This is a genomic window from Candidatus Edwardsbacteria bacterium (assembly GCA_018821925.1).
GTDB lineage: Bacteria > Edwardsbacteria > AC1 > AC1 > EtOH8 > UBA2226.
Genome location: JAHJLF010000016.1, coordinates 43021 through 63456 on the forward strand (window position 1 = coordinate 43021; position 20436 = coordinate 63456).

The 20436-nt window shown below is 52.7% G+C and carries 21 protein-coding genes; 17 read left to right on the forward strand and 4 right to left on the reverse strand.

Translation table 11 applies throughout. The annotated features are described in order from the left end of the window. Positions 1-124: 124 nt before the first annotated feature. The 3 genes from gatD to KJ869_01520 all read right to left on the reverse strand — a co-directional run bounded on the left by gatD (position 125) and on the right by KJ869_01520 (position 4837). Complete coding sequence (gene gatD, locus KJ869_01510) at positions 125-1510, reverse strand: Glu-tRNA(Gln) amidotransferase subunit GatD (GenBank protein MBU1575871.1); 1386 nt, start codon at positions 1508-1510, stop codon at positions 125-127. An 86-nt stretch (positions 1511-1596) separates the two neighbouring features. Then, positions 1597-3564, reverse strand: a complete 1968-nt coding sequence (gene gatE / locus KJ869_01515) for a Glu-tRNA(Gln) amidotransferase subunit GatE (protein ID MBU1575872.1) — start codon at positions 3562-3564, stop codon at positions 1597-1599. 136 nt (positions 3565-3700) lie between these two features. Then, positions 3701-4837 carry a TMEM43 family protein gene (locus KJ869_01520; GenBank protein ID MBU1575873.1) on the reverse strand — a complete coding sequence of 379 codons (1137 nt, stop codon included), beginning with the start codon at positions 4835-4837 and terminating at the stop codon, positions 3701-3703. Positions 4838-5029: 192 nt separating this feature from the next. Here KJ869_01520 and rbfA point away from each other — a divergent pair, with 192 nt between their 5' ends. From rbfA to KJ869_01550, 6 genes are all read left to right on the forward strand, one after another. Further along, positions 5030-5395, forward strand: coding sequence for a 30S ribosome-binding factor RbfA (gene rbfA / locus KJ869_01525; GenBank protein MBU1575874.1), 366 nt, complete (start codon positions 5030-5032; stop codon positions 5393-5395). After that, positions 5382-6338, forward strand: coding sequence for a bifunctional oligoribonuclease/PAP phosphatase NrnA (locus KJ869_01530; GenBank protein ID MBU1575875.1), 957 nt, complete (start codon positions 5382-5384; stop codon positions 6336-6338). Before rbfA ends, KJ869_01530 begins: the two co-directional genes overlap by 14 nt. A 156-nt stretch (positions 6339-6494) precedes the next feature. Then, on the forward strand, positions 6495-7334 hold the full coding sequence (locus KJ869_01535) for an NAD(+)/NADH kinase (GenBank protein ID MBU1575876.1): 840 nt from the start codon (positions 6495-6497) through the stop codon (positions 7332-7334). Between the two features lie 190 nt (positions 7335-7524). Then, on the forward strand, positions 7525-9318 hold the full coding sequence (locus tag KJ869_01540) for an Ig-like domain-containing protein (GenBank protein ID MBU1575877.1): 1794 nt from the start codon (positions 7525-7527) through the stop codon (positions 9316-9318). A 128-nt stretch (positions 9319-9446) separates the two neighbouring features. Beyond that, complete coding sequence (gene recN / locus KJ869_01545) at positions 9447-11150, forward strand: DNA repair protein RecN (GenBank protein ID MBU1575878.1); 1704 nt, start codon at positions 9447-9449, stop codon at positions 11148-11150. An 87-nt stretch (positions 11151-11237) separates the two neighbouring features. Further along, the gene (locus KJ869_01550) at positions 11238-12164 is read left to right on the forward strand and encodes an ORF6N domain-containing protein (protein ID MBU1575879.1); all 927 of its coding nucleotides are present in this window, start codon (positions 11238-11240) and stop codon (positions 12162-12164) included. A 95-nt stretch (positions 12165-12259) separates the two neighbouring features. On the opposite strand, the gene KJ869_01555 is transcribed toward KJ869_01550, so the two are convergent. Next, entirely contained in the window at positions 12260-12571 is a 312-nt protein-coding gene (locus tag KJ869_01555) for a hypothetical protein (GenBank protein ID MBU1575880.1), read from the reverse strand. A 156-nt stretch (positions 12572-12727) separates the two neighbouring features. On the opposite strand from KJ869_01555, the gene KJ869_01560 reads away from it, so the two are divergent. The 11 genes from KJ869_01560 (at position 12728) to KJ869_01610 (ending at position 20430) form a co-directional block, all read left to right on the forward strand. Beyond that, a complete protein-coding gene (locus KJ869_01560) occupies positions 12728-13423 on the forward strand; it encodes a hypothetical protein (protein MBU1575881.1) in 696 nt (231 codons plus the stop codon). Further along, positions 13420-13950, forward strand: a complete 531-nt coding sequence (locus tag KJ869_01565; GenBank protein ID MBU1575882.1) for a CDP-alcohol phosphatidyltransferase family protein — start codon at positions 13420-13422, stop codon at positions 13948-13950. Before KJ869_01560 ends, KJ869_01565 begins: the two co-directional genes overlap by 4 nt. A gap of 213 nt (positions 13951-14163) precedes the next feature. Continuing rightward, on the forward strand, positions 14164-15267 hold the full coding sequence (locus tag KJ869_01570) for a DUF362 domain-containing protein (GenBank protein ID MBU1575883.1): 1104 nt from the start codon (positions 14164-14166) through the stop codon (positions 15265-15267). 30 nt (positions 15268-15297) lie between these two features. Then, complete coding sequence (locus KJ869_01575; protein MBU1575884.1) at positions 15298-15807, forward strand: GNAT family N-acetyltransferase; 510 nt, start codon at positions 15298-15300, stop codon at positions 15805-15807. 11 nt (positions 15808-15818) lie between these two features. Next, positions 15819-16619 carry a TRAP transporter TatT component family protein gene (locus KJ869_01580; protein ID MBU1575885.1) on the forward strand — a complete coding sequence of 267 codons (801 nt, stop codon included), beginning with the start codon at positions 15819-15821 and terminating at the stop codon, positions 16617-16619. After that, positions 16619-17437 carry a class I SAM-dependent methyltransferase gene (locus KJ869_01585; GenBank protein MBU1575886.1) on the forward strand — a complete coding sequence of 273 codons (819 nt, stop codon included), beginning with the start codon at positions 16619-16621 and terminating at the stop codon, positions 17435-17437. Before KJ869_01580 ends, KJ869_01585 begins: the two co-directional genes overlap by 1 nt. Positions 17438-17458: 21 nt before the next feature. Next, on the forward strand, positions 17459-17731 hold the full coding sequence (locus KJ869_01590; GenBank protein MBU1575887.1) for a cupin domain-containing protein: 273 nt from the start codon (positions 17459-17461) through the stop codon (positions 17729-17731). An 89-nt stretch (positions 17732-17820) separates the two neighbouring features. After that, complete coding sequence (locus tag KJ869_01595) at positions 17821-18780, forward strand: Gfo/Idh/MocA family oxidoreductase (protein ID MBU1575888.1); 960 nt, start codon at positions 17821-17823, stop codon at positions 18778-18780. 18 nt (positions 18781-18798) lie between these two features. Further along, positions 18799-19359, forward strand: coding sequence for a hypothetical protein (locus tag KJ869_01600; protein MBU1575889.1), 561 nt, complete (start codon positions 18799-18801; stop codon positions 19357-19359). A gap of 7 nt (positions 19360-19366) precedes the next feature. Further along, a complete protein-coding gene (locus KJ869_01605; protein ID MBU1575890.1) occupies positions 19367-20089 on the forward strand; it encodes a hypothetical protein in 723 nt (240 codons plus the stop codon). Then, entirely contained in the window at positions 20086-20430 is a 345-nt protein-coding gene (locus KJ869_01610) for a hypothetical protein (GenBank protein MBU1575891.1), read from the forward strand. Before KJ869_01605 ends, KJ869_01610 begins: the two co-directional genes overlap by 4 nt. Positions 20431-20436 lie beyond the last annotated feature (6 nt).

The window sequence follows — 20436 nt, forward strand, 5'->3', positions numbered from 1 at the left end:
GCAGTCTATACCTGCCGGAATAAGAAGTCAAGAGATAATTTAAAAAATATTTCCCTTATCGCATTCCTAAGACGGCTCTGAGAAAAACACAAAAGCCTCGTGCTTACGAGGCTTTTAATATTTTCTACTTGTGAAACTTCTTGATGAACTCCTCCACTTCCGGTACCCCGCCCTGGTATATCAGGTATCCGTTGTACGGCTCGCGCGGAGTGGTCTCCCCGTTGATGGGGGTCAGCATGATCTCCCTGACCTTCTCCAGATCGCTGGTCTGGCCCAGGGCCCATCCCAGTTTGATATAGGCCACCTCCGGCAGCATGTTCTCGGCCGGCACCACCCCCTTGGCCATCAGGTCGCGCCCGGTGTCGTAGACGAACATGTGGACATAGCCCCACAGGGTCTGGACCGTCATGTAGATGGCCACCCCTTTCTTGACCGCCCGCTCGATGGCCGGGTACAGCGGTTTGTTGACGTGCCCCAGTCCGGTGCCGATGATGATGATCCCCTTGTAGCCGTTGTCCACCATCGAATCTATCATGTCCGGCTGCATGTTGGTGTAATAGTAGATCATCCCCACTTTCTCCTCGAAGAAGGGCTTGATGGTGACCTGGCGGTCCTTGCGCCGGGGATTGTAATCCTGCTTGATGTGGGTCAATCCTTTGCGGGTGATCATGGCCAGCGGGGTGTCGCCGATGGTGCGGAAGGTGGAGCGGTAGGAGGAGTGCATCTTGCGGACCCGGGTGCCCCGGTGCAGCAGGCCGTATTCGTCCGAAGTGGGGCCGAACATGCAGACCATCACCTCGGCGATGTCGCCGTGGCCGGCCGCGGTGGTGGCGTGCATCAGATTGAGGGCGGCGTCCGAGGATGGTCGGTCGGATGACCGCTGGGAGCCCACCAGCACGATGGGCACCGGCGGGTTCTGGACCATGAAGGTCAGGGCGGCCGCGGTGTAGTGCAGGGTGTCGGTGCCGTGGCCGATGACGATGCCGTCGATGCCGTTCTCTATCTCCTTGCCGATGGCCACCGCTAAGGTCTTGTACTGTTCCGGCCCCATGTTCTCGGAGAACACCGCGAAAAGTTTATCGGTGGTCAGGTTGCAGATGTCGGCCAGCTCCGGCACCGCGCCGTACAGCTCGCCCGGGGTGAAGGCCGGGATCACCGCGCCGGTGCGATAATCCAGGCGCGAGGCGATGGTGCCGCCGGTGCCCAAAAGCTTGACCTTGGGCAGGCCGGGGGTAATGGGAAATTCCTTCTCCGGGATCTTGTAATTGGCCTTCTTGTAGCCGGTCTCGGTCATCCCGGTGATGGTCTTGACGTCGATGCCAATATTGTAGCCGGTGGCGATCTTCAGCACGATGTGCTGATCGTCATCGTTCTCCGACCGCGGCAGCACCGTCCCTTTGAAATCGCCCCGGCTGGTAAGTACTTCGGCCTGGCCCCACACCCGGACGTTAAATTTCTTCAGGACTTCCAGCCCCGCGCCCTTGTAACCTTGAAAAATATCTTCTGTCATTTATTTGATTATCCGTTATGCATTTTTAGTTCTTTGAACCTCACCCTTCCCTCTCCTAAAGCATTAGGAGAGGGGTAGGGGAGAGGTCAGTCTTCTATCAATGTCCAAAGTTCACCCAGTCCCACATTCCCCACCGCCATCTTCCTCAACTGCCCCATCACCCAATGCTTCTCAGCCTCCGGCAGTTTTGAGGTTCTGATGCTTTTGTATTTCTCCTTGAGAAACGGGATCTTGGAAACTATCTCGTCCTTGGAGAACCGCTTGAATTCAAGGTTCACCAGCACCGAGTCGAAATCCATCTTGGGATACTGGTACACCACCGGCAGCATGGTCTTTACGATCTCAGGGTCCAGCTTGTTCTCTACGATATATTTGTAAAGATCATGGATGCGTTCAAATGAAAAGTCCGGGGATCTTTTATAATGTCCCTCGACGTATTTCAAATGATGCCCGAACAGCTTCCCGACCTTTTTGGGGGCCTGGCTCAGGCCGGTGACGATCTTCTCTATCACCGGATACAGGTTGTGGGTGAAAAGATAATGATAGGAATCCTCCGGCACCCCCCAGGTTTTCAGCTGGTTGTATCTTTCGATGACATCAGTGGGCAGATCCTGGCCCAGTTTTTTGATATGGCTGTCCTCCAGCGGGATGGGCTTGGAGTCGGTGTCGGGATACATCCGGTCGGCCCCGGGCAGCACCCGCTCGAAGATGGTGGTGCCGTCGGCCAAGGATTTGCGGGTCTCGTTGGGAACCCCGGAGAAGGCCATTATGCATCGTTCCTCGATGGTCTCCCGGGCGGTCTTGATATCATCCTCCGGCCCCCAAAAGATCAGTTGGGCGTCATCGGTCGAGACTTTGAGCAGGCTTCGCACCTGGTCCCAGTCATTATCAGCCAGCATCGGATCCAGGTCCTCGGAGCAGGTCATGTTGGGCCGTTCCAGGCAGGCGATCACTTTGAGCCGGTCGGCGATCTCATTGGCAAAGCATTTTCCGGGCTGGGTAAAGTGTGAAAGTATTCCATTGAAGCCCGGCAGGTTGACCGCCACCACCTGGCTACCGTTGTTTGCCAGTTCCTTAAAGCGCTTGCTTTCCAGCTTGTTGATAATTGGTTTGAGCGGTTCAGGTTTTATTTTCCATTCCTTCTGCTGTTTTACTTTGTCCTTGAGCAGGTCGCGGATCTTCAGCAGAGCCCACTGCCGGAAGCACTCGTTGTGGGTCAGTTCTGGGATCAGCTTGGTGCGCGATACCCCCTTGATCTCCACCCGGGTGCCGCCCTTGCAGGAGACATTGACGTCCTCCCGGCCCGCCCCGATCCCGGTGCGCACCATCCCGGTGCTGCGGTTCAAAAAGCGGATGTAGTTGCAGGCCTCCATCACCTCGTCGGGGTTCTTCATGTCGGGATAGGTAACGGTCTCGATCAGCGGCATGCCCAGCCGGTCGGTGCGGTATACCCGCTCATGGCCGATGTCCGACACCTCCCGGCAGGAATCCTCCTCCAGCGAAAGCTGGATCAGGCGGACCTTCTTTTTCTTCAGCGGGATCTCGCCCTCCACCCCGATGATGGCGGTGCGCTGGAACCCGGTGGGGATGCTGCCGTCCAGGTACTGCTTGCGGGTGATATGCACCTCGCCCACGATGTTCAGCTTGGACAGCAGGGCGATGCGGATGGCGATGTCCAGGGCCTCCCGGTTCAGCGGGAAGGGCGGGGTGTCGTCCACGTCGTAGGTGCAGGCGGTCCGACTGTTGATGTGATAGACGATGTTCTTCCGGGTCTTGAACTCCATCAGGGCGGTGCCGTCGTACTCGCCCAGTTCGGAAAGGGTGGGCCGCATATGGCGAATCAGCTCGGCATCATATTCCTCCGGCTTCTGGAATATCCCGGCCGGACAACGACAGAACAGCTTCTGTTTGGTCAGCAGCTGCTGGTGAACCTCAAGGCCGGACATAAAGCCGATGGCGTCGTAGGTCTGCTGGGTGGCCTGTTTCCTAGGCAGGTACCCGGTCGACGCCAGGGTCTTATCGTAATTCAGGGCGGGGTTGATTTTGTCGCTCATTTCAAAAATATATTCAGGATTAATTTATTACTGTGGATAAACAATTAAGAATATTACAATTCTATTCATAAGTCAATATAAAATACAGCCGTCAGAAATGGAACGGCTGTATTTTTTAAACCATGGCGCAGGTGATTTATTGTGCCTGGGCGGCGGCCGGGGGTTTCTTTCTGGCCCTAAAGAGGTACAGCACCAGCCCGGCTATCAGGGCCAACACTATCAGCAGAACGATTATATTGTGGGCGACCATGGAAACGATGATGGTGGCGGCCGACAGCACCAATGCGATGGGAAAGGCTACCAGGCCGATAACGAACCGGCTGGCCGAGCCCAAAAACGGAAGGACATCCAGAATGGTATGCAGGGGGCCGGTCAGCATCAGCAGCCCGATCCACATCATCAGAAATCCGATGATCCGGCCGATCCATCCGGCCGCCTTGTATTCGCCCTTCAGAGTGGCGATGGCCTCGTCCCTGGCTCCCAGAAAGGCCCGGTAGAAGCTTTTCTCGCCATTATAAAAATATGGATCAAGCATCCCTCCGGACAGCTTGCCGAATACCGTGGCCCTCCGGCCGGATGACAGGGCATAGAATGACAGCCGGGTATCGCCGACCTGCGGGTCGGCCAAAGAACCCTGCCCCTTGAACAGATATTCTTCGGTGACGGTATATCCTTTGGTCTTTTCCAATAGGATCTTTCCGCCCCCCAGGCCCAGAGGCTCGGTCGAGGGCAGGCTTATGCGTTCCATATCCAATTCATAAACCCCGACTTGGGCCTGTCTGGCCGAAAAGGTTTGGGAACGGATCGCCGGCGGGGGGTTGGCATGGCCCTCCGGCTGCTTGAAATCCCCCGAGTTCTCCGGGTTTTCGGTCCATCCCTTTTCGTAGCTGTAGGTCTTGGTGGTGGTCTCGCTGCCGCCGGTGTTCTTCTGGGTCTTGGTGCTTACCCGCTCCCTCCAGGCGAACATCTCGGCCCGGCGGGTCAGGATCAGGTATTTTCCCGGGGATATGAAATCGGGATCGCCCACCAGTTCGACGGTCTCCAGCGGCCCGGTGACCGACGCCAGCTGTTCCTGGGCGTTCTGATCTATCGATGATGGCGATGCAATGACGGCCTTCTGCGCCAGCTTGGCGAAATCGGTCCGGCCCTCTGTTTTCCAAAGCACTATAAAGGATATGAAGAACAGGGCCAATCCCACCAGCACTCCGACAAATGAATTGATGATCCTTTTGCCCCAGCCGGTGGTGGTAACTTCGGTCAATTGATCGGTCATTTTTTCCTCCTATACTTATAATGGGATAGGGACGCCCGGGCGATCCGTCTGAAGTTATTATCCGATAGCTTTATGGAGATGTCAAGCAGTTTTATACCCTGGCGAAAAGCTTCGGTGTCTTTTTCTATATTTTTCTCTTGCAATCATAAATCTGTATGGTAAAATGTTAAATTGTATTAGGAGGCTAACTTTATGCATTTCAAACGTTCCTCCCAGGTGGCCGAGGTGATAAAACGCGAGATGTCCGACATCATCTCCAACCACATCAAGGACCCCCGCCTGGGATTCATCACCGTTACCGGGGTTGACCTCACCGATGACCTGCGCTATGCCAAAGTGTTCGTCAGCATATTCGGGGAGGAGGACAAACGGCAGGAATCCCTCAAGGGCTTGGAGAGCGCCAAGGGCTTCATCCGCCGGGAGATGGGCAGCCGTCTGCGTCTGCGCTATTGCCCCGAACTCTCCTTCAAGGTGGACGAGTCCATAGCCTACGGCGACAAGATAGATCGCCTGCTTAACCAGATCTCCCCGAAAGAGACGCCCGATGACAGCCAGTGAGATCGCCCAGGCCCTGGAAAAGCACCGCCGGATAATGATCACCAGCCATGTCAACCCCGACGGAGACAGCATCTCCAGCCAGCTGGCCCTGGCCTCGTTGCTAAAATCCCTTGGCAAACAGGTGAGCACAATAAACCAGGACCCGGTGCCGGAGAGATACCGTTTCCTGCCCGGCTGGGAGTCCATCTCCAATAAAATGGAGACGCCCAACGTTACCGCGGTCTGCGTGGTGGACTGCGCCAACCCCCAGCGCCTGGGCCAGGCGGCCGAGCTGATCACTCCGGCCACCATGGAGCTGATCGTGATAGACCATCATGTCTCCAACGACGGTTTCGGGCACATCCAGTATATAGACACCCAGGCCTCTTCCACCTGTGAGCTGGTATACCGCATCTCCCAGAAGCTGGGCGTCAAGCTGAGCGCCGAGCAGGCCACTATTTTATTATCGGGCATCATGACCGATTCCGGAGGCTTCCGCTATTCCAACACCTCTCCCGTAACTTTACGAAGCGCCGCCCTGCTGATGGAGTCCGGGGCCGAGCTGGCCTGGATATCGGAACAGCTATATTTCCAGCAGCCCTTACGGCACCTTAAGGTGCTGGGGCAATTGTTCTCCGATCTGAAGACCGCCGCCAATGGCCGGATCTCGTGGGTGGCCCTGACCCAGGAGATAGCCCGGAAGCACGGCCTTGACATTAACGACAGCGAGGAATTCGTCAGCCATGTGCTGGCGGTCAAGGGGGCCGAGGTGGGCCTGCTGTTCAAGGAGCAGGGCAACGGAATTGTGCGGGTCTCCTTCCGTTCCAAGGGCCGGGTGGACGTAAATAGACTGGCAGCCATCTTCGAGGGCGGCGGACACCTCCAGGCCGCCGGGGCCAGAGTCAGGGGGTCGATTGATGAAGTGACCAGGAAGGTTATTGAGACAGTGGAGAGGGAGATCTGACCTGTTCGCCGCAGACTGAGCAGGCCAAGTCCCTCGCCTGTGTCAAATGCAATAAAACTTACGCCATAGAAGATTTCAAGCAGATAGAATATTAACTCCTGCTCCCTCTCCAAAAGCATTTGGAGAGGGTCGGGGTGAGGTCAAAAGGAAACAGTTATGAAAACATACGGATTGATCTACAACCGGAATCGCCCGGGGGCCGAGCGCATCGTGCGGGAGCTGGCCGCCTGGCTAAAGGATCACGGCATCAAGGTCCTGGCCGAAAAGGGTTTTGATATCAGCCAGGCCGAGATGGCCGAAGAAACCGAAGTGGCCGCCCGCTGCGACCTGATGCTGGTGCTGGGCGGCGACGGCACCCTGCTTAGGGCGGTAAGGCTGATGGGAGATGATCAAAAACCGGTGCTGGGCGTCAACCTGGGTTCGCTGGGGTTTTTGACCGAGATCTCCCAGGACCATATTCAGCAAAGCATGGAGCAGGTGATCCGGGGGCAATATCAGGTAGAGGACCGGGCCATTATCCGGGCCCAGTGCGATGGTTCGTCTTTTTACGCCCTGAACGATTTCGACATCCGGGTGCCCACCCGCTTAGTGGAGCTGACCGTATCCATCGGCGATGAATTCGTCAGCCGCTATTACGCCGACGGCCTACTGATCGCAACTCCCACCGGCTCCACCGCCTATTCCCTTTCGGCCGGCGGTCCGATAGTGGAGCCCGACATGGATGCTTTCGTGCTTACCCCCATCTGCCCCCATACTTTGAGCCTCCGCCCCATGATCGTATCCATGAAGAAGACCATCACGGTGGTGGTCCACGGCAAGAACGAGGAGGCGGTGTTGGTGGCCGACGGCCAGACCGTGGCTAAATTAAAGGATGATCAAAAACTGACCATCACCAAGGCTGACAGAAAAGCGCTTTTAGTAAGACCAGCGGCCTCCTCATTCTATAATATTTTGAGAACCAAACTTAAATGGGGCGCCCGGGGAGAGAACGGCTGAAACTTGACAAACCACCCAAACCCCTCCTTGATCAAGGAGGGGACGCCATGAAAATTTTATGAGGATAACGAAATGAAAAAAATCATTACCCTGGTTTTATTGGTCGCAACAGCAACGGTAATTGTCCAGGGCTGCGGTAAAAAGAGCGACCCGGTGGCCCCGACCCCGACCCCCCCCTACTCCACCGACGGTGATTGCCGTTTATCCGCCCGCCAACAGCATAGACAACTTTGGAAACAGCCTGATATATCTGACATTCAGCGCCGACATGAAGCAGACCGAGACCCAGAACGCCCTGACCATAACCGGCATGACCGGCCAGAAGACCTGGTGGAACCGGATACTGATATTCCGGCCGGACTCGCTTTATACCCCTGGCGACACCATCCGGATCACTTTATCCACCGCTGCCCAAAGCACCGCCGGAACGGCCCTGGCCACGGTCTACACTTCTTCATTTATCTGCGGAGCCAGTGCTGACAGTATCAGGCCCACGGTGTCTTCCACCAATCCGGCCAGCGGCCAGATCGGGGTCAGCGTCACAGCTAGCATTTCGGCGGCCTTTTCCGAGAAGCTGGCCCCCTGGTCGGTCTCGGCTTTTTCCATGACCGGCGTTACCAGCATCTTGGGAAATACAGCCCTGCAGAGTGACTCCATAATAAACTTTTCCCCCTCTTCGCTCCTCTGCTATGGCATGACCTTCACCGCCATCATCGACACCAGCGTCACCGATCTCTGTGGAAACCATCTATCGCCCCAGCATTCCTGGACCTTCCAGACCATGGCCGACACCGTCAAGCCCAAGGTATTGTCGCTTGATCCGGCCAACAACGACACTCTGGTCTCGGTGAATAAGTCAATCATTGTTAGATTCTCCGAAGTGATGGATACCGCCTCGGCCCGGGCCGCTTTTTCGATAACTCCTGCCGCCACCGGGAATTTCTCATGGACCGGAGATTCCATCATGACCTTTGCTCTGGCCGAGACCCTGGCCTTCCGTCGGCAATTCCAGGTGACGGTCGGCACCGGAGCCCAGGACCTGGCCGGGAACCCTCTGGCGGCGACTTGGAATTCCAGCTTTACCACCGTCCGGGGGATCTATGTCTGCTGTAACACCTCCAATGATATATATATGCTCCAGCAGAACGATCTTAAGTTCGAGGGCTACCTGCCAGGTTACATAGGGGCCAAACAGGTCAAGATGTCTTCTGACGGCAATCGCGCCTATGTGCTGTGCGGCGGAAATCCAGGCCAGCTGTATTTTTTGGAGGTCAAGAATGATAACAATAATCTGGGAAATATTTCCGTGGGCAACACGCCCTACGGCCTGGCTGTTTCGACTGACGGCAGCAAGCTGGCGGTAAGCGTATCCGGGGATAACCGGGTGCTGATCATCAACGCTGACACCAGGCAGATAATTGATACCATTGCCACGGGCAATACCCCCACCGGGATTGTTTTCTCGGCGGATGGTGCTTATATCTATGTCATCCTCAATCAGGATACCCGGGTGGAGCGCTATAATCTGTCAACCCACGCCCTGGATTGGGTGACAATCATCATCGGCGGAGAAGAAGCTGTCCTTTCTCCCAATGGCAGCCGCCTCTTTGTCACCAACGGGTCCTATGTAACCGTCATCACCACTTCCACCTTCTCCGCCCCGTATAACATCCAGAGCGTCAGCGCACGTCCCTTCGGGCTGGCCGTCTCCCCGGACGGAGCCCACCTGGCTGTCGGCTGCTACACCGAGGGATTGGTAAAGGTCTACAGCGCCACCTCCGGCACCGAACCAGCGCCGCTGGCCCAGATAACTGTCGGCACCGGCCCCAACGGTCTGGCTTACAGTCCGGATGGCAGATATCTTTATGCCTCGAATTCCGGCAGCAGCAGCATTTCGGTCATAAGCCGGAGCGGGAATACTTACACTGCCCAGACGCCGAAGACGGTGGGCAGCGGCCCGTGGGGCATTGCGGTAACACCATAAAACGACAATCCGAAAACCACCCCTTCCCCTCCTTGAGCCTGCACTGAGCCTGTCGAAGTGCAAGGAGGGGATTAAGGGGCGGTCTATTGCTAAGCTGAAGATCTACCCAACCAACACTAATATAATCCATGCTTAAAAAACTCATCGTAAAAGATTACGCCCTTATCGACTCCCTGGGTGTCGAGTTCTCCCCCGGCCTCAACATCCTCACCGGGGAGACCAGCGCCGGCAAGTCCATCCTGATCGGCGCCCTGGGCTTGGTGCTGGGCGAGCGGGCCGACACCGACAGCGTCCGCAGCGGCGCCAAGGCCGCCATAGTGGAGGCCGAATTTTATCTTAGGGATTACGCCGCCGTTAAGAAGATCTTCGGCGAATTGGATCTCGAATGGTCCGATGATCTGCTGATCCGCCGCGAGGTGGCATCCTCCGGCAAGAGCCGGGCCTTTGTCAACGACAGTCCGGTCACCCTGGCTAATCTGAAGCGGATCGGCGATGCCGTTCTGGACATGCACGGCCAGCACGAGCACCAGTCCCTGCTATATGAAGAAAAGCATCTGGATTATCTGGACGGCTATGCCCGTACCTGGCCGGAAAGAACGCTGACCGGTGAATTGTTCCAGCAACACCAGAAGATCAAGTCCGAGCTGGAGGTCTTGCGGACCAGGGAGCAGCTGACCAGGGAGAAGCTGGACCTGTATTCTTTCCAGATAAAGGAGATTGAATCGGCTTCGCTTATAGAGGGCGAAGACGCAGATCTGGAAAGCGAAAAAACCGTTCTGGAGAATTCGGAAAAGCTGTTCTCCCTGGCATCGGCCAGCTATCAGCTTTTATACCAGCAGGACGGCTCCATCACCGAACAGTTCAGCGCCTTGGAGCGTTCGGTGGAGGAGGTAGCCGGCATCGATCCCCGCATGGAGCCCACCCTGAAGGCCGTCACCTCGGTGAATGATCAGATAGAGGAGATCGCCCGGGATTTACGGAAATACCGAGACGGCATCTCTTTCGACCCGCAGCGGCTGGAGGAGATACGGAACCGTCTGGACCTGATAAGGACCCTTAAGAAAAAATACGCCGGCCGGGAGAACTCCATAACCGCCGTATTAGCCCATCATGCCCAGATAAAATCCGAAGTCGATTCGGTGGAGCACGGCGAAGAGCAAATACAAAAGCTGGAAAATGACCATGAGGCAAAGCGTCAGGAGCTTGAAAAATCCTGTTTAGGCCTGTCGGCCAAGCGCCAGGAGGCCGCCAAGAAGATGTCTAAAGAAGTGGTGATCCAGCTTAAGGACCTGGGAATGGAAAAGGCTTCCTTCAAAGTGGCTGTTTCTCAAATAGAAGACCCTGCCGGCCTTACTGTTGACAACAAGAAAAGAGTTAAGACTGAGAGCTCCGGAATAGACCTGGTTAGGTTTTTGATCTCGCCCAATCCCGGAGAGGAATTAAAGCCTCTGGCCAAGATCGCCTCCGGCGGCGAGATCTCCCGGGTGATGCTGGCCATTAAGACAATTTTATCCGAGGTCGATGCCGTACCGGTGCTGGTGTTCGACGAAATAGACGCCGGGATTGGCGGCCGCATTGCCGAGGCGGTGGGAGTAAAACTCAAGGAGATCTCCTTGGCCCGGCAGGTGCTGTGCATAACCCACCTGCCCCAGATCGCCTCGCTGGCCAAGAGCCACTTCCGGGTCAGCAAAGATGAGCAAAAGGGCCGCACCATCACCTCGGTGAATGTTTTAAGCGAAAAAGAGAAAGTCGAGGAGATCGCCCGAATGCTGGGCGGCAGCAAGATCACCGAGACTACGCTTAAACATGCCCGGGAAATGATAGAGAAATAAACACTCTGAATATCTTTGAGGTCACAATTTGTGACCTCAAATGGAAATCACAAATTGTGATAACCAAATAAATATATTAGTATCATTATGACTAAAAAAGCTCTAATAAAAATTGACGACATACAAAACAAAATCCATACCATCCGTGGTGTGCAAGTAATGTTGGACAGTGATTTGGCTACCCTCTACCAAGTAGAAGTCAAAGTGCTTAATCAAGCGGTAAAACGCAACGTCGGAAGATTTCCTAAAGAATTTATGTTTTACTTATCTACAGATGAGTACAATTCTCTAAGGTCACAAATTGTGACCTTAGAGAACACAAAATCTTTAAGGTCGCAAAATGTGACCTTAAACAGCAGGCGTGGGAAACACCGTAAATATCAGCCCTATGTATTTACTGAACAAGGCGTAGCTATGCTTTCGGCCGTTTTGCGCAGTGACGTGGCCGTAAAGATAAGCATCAGCATAATGAATGCTTTCATTTCAATGCGTAGGTTCATTGCCGCCAATGCCGGGATAATGCATCGGGTCGGAACGCTTGAAGTGAAACAGCTCGAAATGGATAAAAAGATGGACAAAGTTTGGGATGCTATAGAGAGTAAAAGCATACAACCCAAGCAAGGAGTTTTTTATAATGGCCAGGTTTTCGATGCTTATAAATTTATCTCCGATCTTTTCCGTAGCGCAAAAAAATCCATAATTATCATAGACCCATATATTGATGAAACAGTATTAATCCATTTAACCAAACGGCCAAAAGGAGTGAAGGTAGTTATATTAACAAAGGAAACACCAAAACAATTATCTTTAGATGTAAAAAAATTCAATCAGCAATATCCAACTATTGAAATAAAGGAATTTAAAGAGTCTCATGATAGATTCATCATAATAGACCGTGCCGATATATATCACATAGGTGCGTCGCTTAAAGACCTCGGGAAAAAATGGTTTGCTTTTTCTAAAATGGACATGGGCATTGCTGATATGATAGAAAAGCTTAAGAATATTACGTAAGTGTTTTAAATATAAGACTGACTGCCGCCAACATCATCATCCAGCAGCAGCAGCATCTTCGTGTTGGCATAGATGCTCAGCAACAATAAATCATATTAGATGATGTTGGGCATACTCATATTGATTTCTGTAGACATAATCAATGAACCTCCCCAATATCCTCTCCCTGTTGCGAATCGCCCGGGAGATGTTGGGAAAGAACTAGTTCCGTGCAAAAACTTTTCACACTTTAAGATCAGCGACAAATGAAAGAATTGAAGATAAGAAAAATAAACCTGACCGGAAACGTCACCCACAACCTTTGCTTTCTTTCCCGGGATTTTGATATATCTTTTTATGTAAAGTTCAGCTCTTTTACCGGCGAAGCGGGATTGCTTTTTAGGGCGGCAGATCAGAACCATGGTCATGCTCTGAGAATCACTAAGGACCGTATAACCTTTGTCGCGCATTTCTCGCCCGGCGGCACTTCGGAATACAAAGAACAAACGATAAAAAGCAATCTTCAGGAGAACCAGCGGTACAATATCCGAGTGCTTTTCGTCGGATCCGAACTGAAAATATCCGTGGATAACAGGATACTATTCAGCAGTTCGGTTTCTTCAAGCACCATAGGAAATATATATATATTCGGCAACATTGTCGGAAAAGTAAATATTTATCAGATATCTATTTCCTCGCTCGACAAGCAGGCGGATATGGGAGATGCTGCATTTGTCGACAAATTTAACGATATCAACAACTGGGAGATAATCAGCGGACAATGGCAGACTAATTCCGGATGCCTCCGGGGAACGGCTGAAAAGAATAATATTTATGTGCGCTTAAAGGAAAATATCCCTCAGTTCGGCGGCGTCTCTTTTTATCTGAAAAATGAAAATGATCTGCGGATGAATTATGGTTCCGGCATTTTGCTTCGCTTTTCCCCAGAAACCCAAAAAGGGGTTGCCATCCATTGTTTTCCCAGCCACGGCTATATCAGCCTTTACCCCGACTTTGATCTTTCAATCTATAATGCAAAAACCGAGATCTGTTACCCTGGTCTGGAATTGAAACACCATATGCTTTTAAAAGCAAATTGTTGGCATTACCTTCAGATAAAATTCACCAAAACCCAGTTCTGGACATATTTTGACGATGTTTTGATCCATCAAAGCAATAATATCCCATATCATGATGGCCAGCTTTTGTTGTGCGTCGGCGAACGCAATACCGCACAGTTCAGCGATTTCAGGCTTTACCGATCGGAAGAGACGACATGAATATCCCTAACATCCTCTCTCTGTTGCGCATCGCCCTGATGCCGGCGGTATTGCTCTGCCTCAAGGAAGAAAAAACACTGCCCCTTCTGATACTGATGCTACTGGCGGTGGCCACCGATTATTTTGACGGATTCCTGGCCCGGAAGCTGGGCAAAATATCTTCTATGGGCAAGATCCTCGATCCTCTGGCCGACAAGATCTGCCTGGACTCGATGGTCTTTGCCCTTTCCCTGTGGCGGGGCTTCCCCTGGTGGGCCACCGGGTTGATAATATTGCGCGATGTTTTGATACTGACCGGCGGCCTGATGATGATCAACAAAACCAAAGAAATTCCCGTCTCCAACTGGCCGGGAAAATTTGCGGTCACTTTTCTTTCGGCCGCCATATTTCTTTATGTGCTCAACTGGCAGCCCTGGGGCCTGTATCTGCTGTATGTTTCGCTTTTACTGATTCTGGCATCGGGGATGCTATATCTTCGCACCCTTCGTGCCAGTCATTGCGAGAGAACATCGAAGAATGGCAAATGAAGCAATCTACACAAGGCCTCACCCTTTAGGGCAGCTGATCTCTGGCTAGCTTAAATGGGTGAAAGCTGAAATCCTACAACCTGTATCGCTTCGAAGTTTACTCAGGATGACAATGGTTTTGTCATTTTTCGTCCTGCTTTATAATCAGATCAAATAAACCTCTATGTTCTCTGTGGCTTTGTGTGTGTAAAAACCTTTTTTGAGGAATAAAATATGCCCGGCAAAGTATATTTCGCTAATTTCCGGGAGACCTCCGAACGGAACATGTTCGACAAGATCGATCTCCTGCTGGAAAAGCTTCCCCTGTCCTCGACCTTCAAAAAAGACGATCTGGTGGCGGTCAAGGTGCATTTTGGCGAGCGGGGCAATACCGCCTTCATTCCCTCCTACTTCGTCCGCCGGGTGGTTGATAAGATCAAAGAGGCCGGAGGCAAGCCTTTTGTCACCGATGCCAACACCCTGTATGTCGGCTCCCGCTCCAATTCGGTGGACCATCTGGATACGGCCGCCATGCACGGCTTCACCCGCGACACCCTGGGCTGCCCGGTGCTGATAGCCGACGGCCTGCGGGGCGGCGCTTACGTGGAGGTCGAGGTGGACGGCAAGCACCTGAAAAAGGTAAAGCTGGCCCATGACCTGGTCAAGGCCGATTCCATCATCTGCGTTACCCACTTCAAGGGGCACGAGCTGGCCGGGTTCGGCGGTAGCATCAAGAACCTGGGGATGGGCGGCGGGGCCAGGGGCGGCAAGCTGGCCATGCACTCCGATGTCACCCCGATCATCAAGGCCGAAAAATGCATCGCCTGCGGCAAGTGCGCCACCAACTGCCCGGCCGAGGCCATCACAATAGACAAGTTCGCGGCCATAGATTCCAAGAAATGCATCGGCTGCGGCTCCTGCATCGTGGTCTGCCCCACTCACGCCGCCCGCAACGGCTGGGACAGCGGGGCCCAGAAGATGCAGGAAAAGATGGTGGAGCACCTGGCCGGGTTCGTGAAGCACAAAAAGGCCCGGATCGCCTATCTTAATTTCATCATGAACGTCTCCCCGGCCTGCGACTGCTACGGCCACGCCGACCACCCCATAGTGCCGGACATCGGCATCTGCGCCTCGCTGGATCCGGTGGCGGTGGATGCCGCCAGCAATGACCTGGTGATTGCCTCGGCCGGACATAAGGATTCGGTGCTTAAAACCTCCCATGCCCCAGGCAGCGACAAGTTCCGGGATATCTATCCCGAGGCAGACTGGAATATCCAATTGGATTACGCCGAAAAAATGGGCTTGGGACAAAAGAAATATGAACTAACAGCGATATAGCAAGCCTTGGACATCATCACACCCACATTAATGACCGATGGCCTTACCCTGCGCTCACCCCGGCCAGATGAAATGGAATACATCCAAAAACTCTGGGCCGACCCCTTAACCATGGCCGAGGTGGGCGGGCCCATCCATCTCACCGATGAGCAGGCCGAAAAATTGTACGCCCGGATGATCTCCCCCGGAAGCGAAACAGACAGGTATTTCCTTATATTCAACCAGAACGACCAACCGGTGGGCGAGATCAGCTTTCATAGGTATGACCCCTCCTCCGGCACGGCGGAATTCAACATCAAGATCGAACATCAGCATCGCAGCAAAGGATACGCTAAAAAGGCCGTTCCTTTGCTATTGAGATATTTCTTCTTCGACTTCGGAGGAAAGATCATGTGCGACCCAGTGGCACCCGATAACCAGCCCGGCCAGAAGGCTCTTATTAAGTTTGGTTTCAAAAAAGATATTTTGAGGCAGGATGTTTGTCTTTTGAAAATGACCAAAGAAGATTTTTCAGATATCTACGGAAATATAACACCTTGAAAGGAACCACCATGAAAAAAACTTTTTTGATCCTGCTGGCGAGCGCATTGTCCATCGGAGCCGCTTTCGCCCAGCCCGGTTTCGATGAGGCCCAGAATCTCTGGGCCGACCGGGGAAATCCAGTCTCGCTGGAGAAGGCCATCGCCGTCTACGAAAAAGCCTACCAGACAGTGCCCTCCTATCAGCTGGCGGAGCGCCTGTCATACGCCTATTATTTCCTGGCCGATGCCTTCAAAGAGGGCGATGCCAAGGCCGATAATTATTACAAGGGCCACGAATGGGGCCTGATATCGCTTAAATACAATGGTGAATTCAAAAAACTGTCCGAGGTGGATGATAAATCCATGGGCGATGCCGTCTCGGTGCTGGGCAAGGAGTATGCCGGGGGGATATTCTGGACCGCCACCTGCATCGGAAAATGGGGAAAGATGAAAGGCATTTTTAAGACCATCAAATCATCCAAACAGGCCCGGAAGATGGTGGAGCATCTTTATACCCTGGACAAGACCTATTACTACGGCGGACCGGCCCGCTGGTTGGGGGCATATTTCGCCCTGGCGCCCGGAATGTTCGGCGGCGATATGAAGAAATCCAAAGAGATGTATGACGAGGCCTTAAGTATGGCGCCGAACTATTTCGCCACCTCGGTGCTGATGGCCGAGAACTACGCCTCCAAGATCAAGGACCGTCAGATGTACGACCAGCTGCTGGACAAGGTCCTCTCCAGCCCGGCCGGCATCATCCCGGAGATCATATCGGAGCAGACTGTGGAGCAAAAGAAGGCCAAAAAATTGAAGGAAGAGAAGTTCTGATGGATGAAAAGGAGATATTGGTCTGGGCGGAAGCCTCCGGGATTTCGGTGGAGCAGGCCAAAGAATACCTGAAGAAACTCGAACCGTTAGATAAAATTGAGGCCAATACTCTGCGGAAGGTTTTTTCCGGAGTGTCCGGGCCAGTATTGGAACTCAGCGCCGGGCGGGGCGAATTCACCCGCCAGCTGCTGGAAAAATACATTCATCCTGACGGAAAGCTCTATACCACCGAAAGACTCTCCGAAGTGGCCGAAAAACTGATCAAAGAGATTCCCGACAAGCGGCTAGAGGTGCTGGTCAGCGACTCCTCCAAACTCCCCCTGCCGAATGGCTCAGTAGGGCTGGTGATCTCACGGGCCGCACTGCATGATTTCGTCAGCGACGATGGTGACGTTGTGAGAGCGCTCAATGACTGTGTTCGGGTGCTGGCGCCGGGCGGGATATTTGTCATTTACGATAAGATCAAGGACGGCTACAAGGACGTTGAAACAGAATCGGCCGAGGGCCGGATGGAAAGGATGAACGTAGAACTAGCATCATTGGAGAGCAAGCTGTGCTGGGGTCTGCACTATCTGAAGGATTATGTTCGGCTGATGGAGGAAATGGGGTTTAAGGATATCCAAACGACCATTCTGGAAATGCCCGACCAGCCGGGATATATCAAATACATGACCGGCAACCTGAACCAGCGAAGGCCGGCCTATGTCAAGCGTTGGGGAGAGAAGGTCAATGTCCTGCTGGACAGCCTGTATGCCGATTTTCAGAAAACCCATCCCAGGGCCCTATCCATGGCCTTGATCTGGGGTCAAAAAAAGTAATAATGATGCAAGGAGAAACAAATGTCTGAGATAAAGATATCGCAACCGTCTAAGGACGAACTGGATAAATTGGGTATAGTCAGCTGGTCATCGTGGGAATGCGACCCCTCGGAATTCGACTGGCGGTATCCCGACCAGGAGACAGCATATGTTTTCAAGGGCAAGGTAGTAGTCACAACTGCTGACGGCGCCAAGGTTGAGATCAACGCCGGAGATCTGGTGGTGTTTCCCAAGGGGCTTAAATGCCATTGGCAGGTGTTAGAGCGGATCGAGAAGGTCTATAAAATGGAATAATAGCCCCTTCCACGTCCTTTCTCTTTATTAAGAGAAGGAAACAAAGGGTTGAGTTGTCAAATATAATCAACATAAACAGCAGGAAAAATATGTCAAAACTAAAAGTCGGCGTGATCGGTGTGGGTAGCCTGGGCCAGCACCATGCCCGGGTCTTTTCCGAGATCAAGGAAGTAGAACTGGTCGGCGTGGCCGACAGCGACCAGCAGCGGGCCTCCGAGATCGCAGCTAAGAACAAGACTAAAGCCTTTTCCGACTACCGGGAACTGCTTAAAGAGACCCAGGCGGTAAGCGTGGTAGTGCCCACCAGCCTGCACTATGCCGTAGCCAAAGAAGTGATCGCCTCCGGCAATCATCTGCTGCTGGAAAAACCCATCACTTCAAAGATTGAAGAAGCGGAAGAACTGGTGGATCTGGCAGAAAAAGGATCTATAAAATTACAGGTGGGCCATATCGAGCGGTTCAATCCGGCCATCCGGGCAGCTTCCAGCCATATAAACGATCCCAAATTTATCGAATGCACCCGCATCGCTCCCTTCGTCACACGCGGCACCGATGTCCCGGTGGTACTGGACCTGATGATCCACGACATCGACATAATTTTGTCCTTCGTCCGCTCGCCGCTTAAGAACATCTCGGCCATCGGCTTCAACCTGGTCAGCGAAAAGGAGGATATCGCCAACGCCCGTTTGGAGTTCGCCAACGGCTGTGTGGCCAATGTCACCGCGTCACGCATCTCCGCCAAGAAGGAACGGAAGATCCGCTTCTTCCAGCGCAATGCCTACATCAATGTCGATTACATGAAGCCCGAAGTAAAGGTCTATAAACTGAAAGGCGAACCCAAAGGCGTGCTGGATCTGGCCAAGATGGTGGATTACCAAGAATTAAAGATCGACAAGGTGGAGCCACTGAAAGCTGAATTATCCGCTTTTGTCGATTGCCTGATCAACGGCCGGGAGCCCTTGGTGACCGGACAGGACGGCCTGATGGCCCTGAAAGTGGCAGGGGATATTTTAAAAACGATCGAAAAACACAAACTACAGCTCTCATAGCAATCGGAGGTGTTTTAAATGGAATATAAATATTTTGACAAATCCGGCCCGGCCAATACCGAAGAAACCTTACGACTGGCCCTGTCCCGGACCCGGGAGCTGGATATAAAGAACATCCTGGTGGCCACCACCTCCGGTGCGACGGCCCTTAAGGCCGCCGAACTATTCTCCGGTTTCAACTTGGTGGCAGTAACCCACTCGGCTGGTTTTTCCTTTAAGGATGTGCAGGAGTTGGATGCCAAAAACAAAAAGACCTTGGAAGCAAGGGGTATTAAAGTGCTCACCTGCCAGCATGCCCTAGGCGGGGTCAACCGGGCGGTCAGAAGAAAGTTCAACACCTACCAGATGGACGAGATCATTGCCTACACTCTGCGGACCATGGGGCAGGGCTTCAAGGTCTGCATAGAGATGGCCCTGATGGCGGCCGATGCCGGGCTGGTCTCGGTCAAGCAGGAGCTCATCGCCATCGGAGGAACCAGCAGCGGGGCCGACACCGCCGTGGTCCTGACGCCAGCCAACGCCCAGGATTTCTTTGATCTCAAAGTACATGAGATAATCTGCAAACCACGCAACATTTAGGTTTTAAATGAACAGAACCGGCCTCAGATCATCTTTCCTTTTTCCGGCATTGGGAAAATTATTGATCCCCATCCTGGTCGGATCCATTTGCCTTTCTCTGTGGCAAATATTCCAGACAACTTTCAAGATCGCTCCCAAAATTCAATCAGTCTTGGCCCTCCCGGTTTATTTGATCAGCGGGCTGTCCGGCTTTGCCATACTGGTCGTCCTGCCTGGGTATTTCGTTAAGATAATTAACCAAGCCGCCGATAAAAATGAGTACATATTTAGCTGGCGGGAATTGGCGGATGTTCAAAATGCCATCCTGGTGCCAGCTTTTAAAATATTATTAGTGACGGTCTGGTCCTTTTTGCCCATAGAGCTGTATCTGGCCCTGCTGGTCAAAAATCATGGGGCGCCATCGCCCTTGGCACTAATATTTCTTTTATTGTTCAGCTTTATATATTTTCCCATGGCATTGCTGATGATGGCTGTCACGAATAAAACCAGGCCTTCCCTGCTTCCATCCAATGTCATCGAACCGATATTCAAAACTTTTAAGCGGTATATCCTGTTTTTATTATTATTCTGGATTTTATTTCTGTTGCCGCTCTTTGCCTTGCTCCTTTGGCCCATCCCCTTTATCGGCCCGCTGGCATCCTCTTTCATTCTATTATATCTTTGGACCTGCGGCATGCATCTGCTGGGAAGCTTTTATCGCAAAGAAAAAGAAAGGCTGAACTGGCAATGAAGATAGACAATTATTCCTTTGGGCAAATAACGGTCGATGGCAAAAGTTATGTCGCAGACCTTATCATCTTCCCCGACCGGGTGGACGACAAATGGTGGCGCAAAGAAGGACATCTGTTGCAAATGGACGATCTGGCCGAGGTCTTTGGCCTGAAACCGGAGACATTGATAGTGGGCCTGGGGCTTCCCGGATTGATGACGATTGATGACTCTGTCGTTGATTATTGTAAGAGCAATAATATTATTTTGTTCAGCCTTCCAACCACGGATGCCGTAAGCAAATATAACGAACTGACAAGCAAAAAGCCGCTGGTCATAGCGGCTTTGCATCTTACCTGTTGATTGATA

Coding starts and splice junctions, on each gene's coding strand:
- KJ869_01535 (MBU1575876.1), top strand. CDS start 6,495: ATGAAAACATACGGATTGATCTACAACCGGAATCGCCCGGGGGCCGAG.
- KJ869_01590 (MBU1575887.1), top strand. CDS start 17,459: ATGTCTGAGATAAAGATATCGCAACCGTCTAAGGACGAACTGGATAAA.
- KJ869_01555 (MBU1575880.1), bottom strand. CDS start 12,571: ATGACCATGGTTCTGATCTGCCGCCCTAAAAAGCAATCCCGCTTCGCC.
- KJ869_01610 (MBU1575891.1), top strand. CDS start 20,086: ATGAAGATAGACAATTATTCCTTTGGGCAAATAACGGTCGATGGCAAA.
- KJ869_01550 (MBU1575879.1), top strand. CDS start 11,238: ATGACTAAAAAAGCTCTAATAAAAATTGACGACATACAAAACAAAATC.
- KJ869_01605 (MBU1575890.1), top strand. CDS start 19,367: ATGAACAGAACCGGCCTCAGATCATCTTTCCTTTTTCCGGCATTGGGA.
- gatE (MBU1575872.1), bottom strand. CDS start 3,564: ATGAGCGACAAAATCAACCCCGCCCTGAATTACGATAAGACCCTGGCG.
- KJ869_01575 (MBU1575884.1), top strand. CDS start 15,298: ATGACCGATGGCCTTACCCTGCGCTCACCCCGGCCAGATGAAATGGAA.
- KJ869_01570 (MBU1575883.1), top strand. CDS start 14,164: ATGCCCGGCAAAGTATATTTCGCTAATTTCCGGGAGACCTCCGAACGG.
- gatD (MBU1575871.1), bottom strand. CDS start 1,510: ATGACAGAAGATATTTTTCAAGGTTACAAGGGCGCGGGGCTGGAAGTC.
- KJ869_01600 (MBU1575889.1), top strand. CDS start 18,799: ATGGAATATAAATATTTTGACAAATCCGGCCCGGCCAATACCGAAGAA.
- KJ869_01585 (MBU1575886.1), top strand. CDS start 16,619: ATGGATGAAAAGGAGATATTGGTCTGGGCGGAAGCCTCCGGGATTTCG.
- KJ869_01565 (MBU1575882.1), top strand. CDS start 13,420: ATGAATATCCCTAACATCCTCTCTCTGTTGCGCATCGCCCTGATGCCG.
- rbfA (MBU1575874.1), top strand. CDS start 5,030: ATGCATTTCAAACGTTCCTCCCAGGTGGCCGAGGTGATAAAACGCGAG.
- KJ869_01520 (MBU1575873.1), bottom strand. CDS start 4,837: ATGACCGATCAATTGACCGAAGTTACCACCACCGGCTGGGGCAAAAGG.
- KJ869_01580 (MBU1575885.1), top strand. CDS start 15,819: ATGAAAAAAACTTTTTTGATCCTGCTGGCGAGCGCATTGTCCATCGGA.
- recN (MBU1575878.1), top strand. CDS start 9,447: ATGCTTAAAAAACTCATCGTAAAAGATTACGCCCTTATCGACTCCCTG.
- KJ869_01530 (MBU1575875.1), top strand. CDS start 5,382: ATGACAGCCAGTGAGATCGCCCAGGCCCTGGAAAAGCACCGCCGGATA.
- KJ869_01595 (MBU1575888.1), top strand. CDS start 17,821: ATGTCAAAACTAAAAGTCGGCGTGATCGGTGTGGGTAGCCTGGGCCAG.